This window comes from Thermococcus sp. (assembly GCF_027066465.1).
Classification (GTDB): domain Archaea; phylum Methanobacteriota_B; class Thermococci; order Thermococcales; family Thermococcaceae; genus Thermococcus.
In genome coordinates, this window is the sequence record NZ_JAMONU010000033.1 from 1 (window position 1) to 3,651 (window position 3,651).

The window sequence follows — 3,651 nt, forward strand, 5'->3', positions numbered from 1 at the left end:
GTAAGTCCTGTGCCTGCCCCTCTGCGCCACGACCAGAACGGGCAAACCTTCCTCCTTAGCACCGTCGGCTATGTCCAGGGCGGAATGACTCCCGAGAACGCCGACTGTTATCTTCTCGGGGTCGTACCTCTCGAGGATTTCCAGAATCTCGTCCCGGCTTATCATTCCCATCACCTCAGCAGGGATTCGGCTCAAAGTCCCTTCCAAGCTTCCGCATCAGCTCAATCCTCCTCTCAACGCTCTCCCGGGTTCCGACGTCGCGCCTGTAGAACAGCTCACCCCTTATGGGGGGAACCGCTCTTTGAGCTATTCTCTCTGCTTCCTCAATGCTATCGGCGATTCCAACGATCGCTATGGCCCTCGAGCCGGGTAGCGTGAAGTTCTCATCAATTGAGGCGTAGTAGAGCCTCGCACCGGTCTTCGCAACTGCCTCCTCGTCGACCTCCACCTTAACGCCCCTGACTGGGTTCGTTGGATAACCTTTCGGCGCGAGGTACTTGACGACCGTCGCTTTGCCCTCGAACTCCGCCTTCCGGAGGTTGCCGTCAACTATTCCCTCGGCTATTTCGAGGAGGCTCGTCCTGAGGAGCGGGAGGACGTTTATCGCCTCGGGGTCGCCGAAGCGGGCGTTGTACTCTATGAGAACGGGCCCCTCTTTGCTGAGCATGAACTGGCCGTAGAGGATTCCCTTGTAGGGCGTCCCCTCCTTTCTCATGGCCTCGACGGTAGCTTTAAGCGTTTCAAGGGCCTTCTCGTAGTCCTCACGCGTCACGAAGGGGAGAAGTCCATTGGGACAGGAGTAGCTCCCCATTCCGCCGGTTATAGGGCCTTCATCGTTCTCGTAGGCGTGGGGGTAGTCCTGGACGAGGGGCATGGGAAGGATTCTCCTCCCGTCGCTGAAGACCTGCAACGTGAACTCGACGCCGTCTGTGCGTTCTTCGATGAGAACCCTGCCGTCCCTCTTTATGAGCTTCTCGGCGTAGGCCTTGGCTTCCTCGTTGTCCCTCAGCTGGTAGCCGACGACCTTAACGCCCTTCCCTCCGGTCAGGCCGATGGGCTTAACAACGACGGGCCTTCCGAAGTCGTCAATCCAGCGCTTCATTTCATCGACGTCCGTGAAGACCCTGAAGGCCTTTCTTCCGGGGATTTCGTTGCGCTCCATGAAGGCCCTCGCGAAAGCCTTGTCGGTTTCGAGCTTGGCGGCTTCCCTGCTCGGGCCGACGGTTGGAACCCCGTTTTCCTCGAGGGCGTCAACGATGCCCTTCTCAAGCGGTGCCTCCGGGCCGATGAACGCCAGCTCAACGCCGAAAAGTTCGGCGTACTCAAGAACCTTCTCGACGTCGGTCTCCTTTGCCAGGCCGTAGTCCTTCGCAAGCCTCGCGAGGCCGGGGTTTTTGTGCTTTGAAACCACGTAGAGTTCGGCGCCCCCCCTTACGAGGGCCTCCCCAATCGCGTGCTCCCTTCCTCCTCCGCCAACGAGCAGAACCCGCATGAGCTTCACCATTTATTTGTCAAAAATTTGGATTTTTAAGGTTTGTTTTTACAAGTTATTGGCAAGATTTATAAGCTCTTGGGGGTAAAGATACGCGGTGGTTGCCGTGAAGGTTCTCGTGGTCATGGGTAGCAAGAGCGATTCTCACATCGCGGAGAAGGTTACCACCGTCCTTGACGAGTTCGGGGTTGAGTACGACGTTGAAGTTGCTTCCGCCCACAGAAACCCCAAGAAGGTTGAGGAGCTTGCGAAGGAGAACTACGACGTCTTCATAGCGATAGCCGGCCTCAGCGCGGCGTTGCCAGGGGTTATAGCGTCCCATACCGTCAAGCCGGTAATCGGTGTCCCGGTGTCGGCGAAGCTCGGGGGGATTGATGCACTCCTCAGCATAGCCCAGCTTCCGCCGGGTGTTCCAGTTGCAACCGTTGGGATAGACAACGGCAAGAACGCGGCTTTGCTTGCGGTGGAAATCCTGGCCCTCAGGGACGAGGACCCTAGGAGAAAACTGGAAGAATACAGGGAAAGGATGCGGGCATAAGCCCGCGGCAGTCCTCTCTGATTGCACTCCCTTTCATTCTATCCCCTTAATTTCAGCACCTTGTTCTAGTTATCAAGATGACACGATAATGAGTTTAAAAACGTTGCCTTTATCCTTCGAACTGTTACAAAAAGTTAAATCACAGGAGATGATTCCTGAGTTCATAATCCTGAGAGTGCCAGTCAGAGGAGCGCGTTCTCAGCTCTATTGAATGGGCAACCATCTCGGCCTTCCTCTTCGCTTCCTCGACGTTCTTGTCCCAGGCTATTGCAACTCCAAGCCTCCTTCCCGGATAGGCCTCGGGCTTGCCGAAGAGCCTCACCGTTGCGTTCGGGACGCTCAGGGCCTTAGCTAACCCGCGGAACCTCGGCGAGTAGCCGGAGACGTTGGCCTTGATAACGTGAGTGGCAGCGGGAGTCAGGAGCGGGAACAGACGATAACCCTCGACCCACTCACCCGGAATCGGAAGGCCAAGAACGGCCCTTAGGTGAAGCCCGAACTCGGAGAAACCTGTTGGATGGGAAGCCAAAGTTACCATGCCGGTGTCGTGGGGCCTCGGCGAGACCTCGTTGGCCCAGACCTTATCGCCCTTCACGAACATCTCGACGCCAAACAGTCCGAGACCGCCGAGGACGTCGGTGATGCGCTTCGCTATCCTGTAAACCTCGCGCTCCGCCTTCTCCGATATTTCAGCAGGTTGCCAGCTGGAGTGGTAGTCGCCGTCAATCTGGTAGTGGCCGACGGGCTTCGGGAAGGTGGTAACTATCTCCCCGTTCTCGTCGTAGTGTCTCACCGCGAGCTCGGTTACCTCGACGTCGAAGTCTATGTGCTCCTCAACGATTATCTTGTCGGCGCTGCCGCGGGCTTTCTTCTTAGCGACTTCCCAGGCCTTGGGGATATCTTCAGGACCCTTGACGAAGTATGAACCCTTGCCCGAGGAGCTCATTATCGCCTTTGTGTGGCAGGGGTAGCCTATCTTTTCGCAGGCCTCGTAGAGTTCGTCGAGCGTGGTTGCGTAGGCATAGTGTGAAGTTGGAACCTTCGCCTCCTTCGCGAGGGTTTCTCTCGTCCTCTCGCGGTGCATGGCAATCCAGGTCGCTCTCGCGTTAGGAACCACGAAGTGGCCGTCCTTCTCAAGCTCGAAGAGAGCATCGAGGTTAATCGCCTCAATCTCCGGGATTATCGCGTCGGGCTTCTCCCTCTCGACGACGGAGAAGAGAAAGTCCGCGTTCCTCATGTCGCCCACGTAGGAGCGGTGGGCGACCTGCATGGCCGGGGCGCTTGCGTAGCGGTCAACGGCTACAACCTCCACGCCGAGCCTCTGAGCCTCAATCGCTATCTCCTTTCCGAGTTCCCCACTCCCGAGAAGGAGTATCTTCTGAGCGGAATCCGTCATGGCAGTTCCAAGTTCATCGCGGGGCTTAATCACAGCCACCACCCCTGGCAGGTTTTGACGTTTTAATGTTAAAAATTCCAGATATTTAAGCATTTTTTGGCAAGAAAATGGCAAACCTTTTAAGCCCTCCGCGGAACTCCCACCGGTGATGCTCATGCTGACCTACGCCCAGGCCGGAGTTGACGACGAGAAAACTGCTAGGGCTTTGAGAAGCATAATAAACCT

General features: G+C 56.7%; 4 protein-coding genes. 1 reads left to right on the plus strand and 3 read right to left on the minus strand.

Translation table 11 applies throughout. The annotated features are described in order from the left end of the window. Positions 1–165: DUF1246 domain-containing protein (locus MVK46_RS01600; RefSeq protein WP_297534765.1), on the minus strand; the 165-nt coding region annotated here is incomplete at its 3' end. A 10-nt stretch (positions 166–175) separates the two neighbouring features. Further along, a complete protein-coding gene (gene purD, locus MVK46_RS01605) occupies positions 176–1,492 on the minus strand; it encodes a phosphoribosylamine--glycine ligase (RefSeq protein WP_297534759.1) in 1,317 nt (438 codons plus the stop codon). A 106-nt stretch (positions 1,493–1,598) separates the two neighbouring features. Here purD and purE point away from each other — a divergent pair, with 106 nt between their 5' ends. Further along, positions 1,599–2,030: a 5-(carboxyamino)imidazole ribonucleotide mutase gene (gene purE / locus MVK46_RS01610; protein WP_297534761.1), complete on the plus strand. Its 432-nt coding sequence runs from the start codon at positions 1,599–1,601 to the stop codon at positions 2,028–2,030. A gap of 139 nt (positions 2,031–2,169) precedes the next feature. On the opposite strand, the gene purT is transcribed toward purE, so the two are convergent. Next, positions 2,170–3,459, minus strand: a complete 1,290-nt coding sequence (gene purT, locus MVK46_RS01615) for a phosphoribosylglycinamide formyltransferase 2 (RefSeq protein WP_297534763.1) — start codon at positions 3,457–3,459, stop codon at positions 2,170–2,172. Positions 3,460–3,651 lie beyond the last annotated feature (192 nt).

Coding starts and splice junctions, on each gene's coding strand:
- purD (WP_297534759.1), bottom strand. CDS start 1,492: ATGCGGGTTCTGCTCGTTGGCGGAGGAGGAAGGGAGCACGCGATTGGG.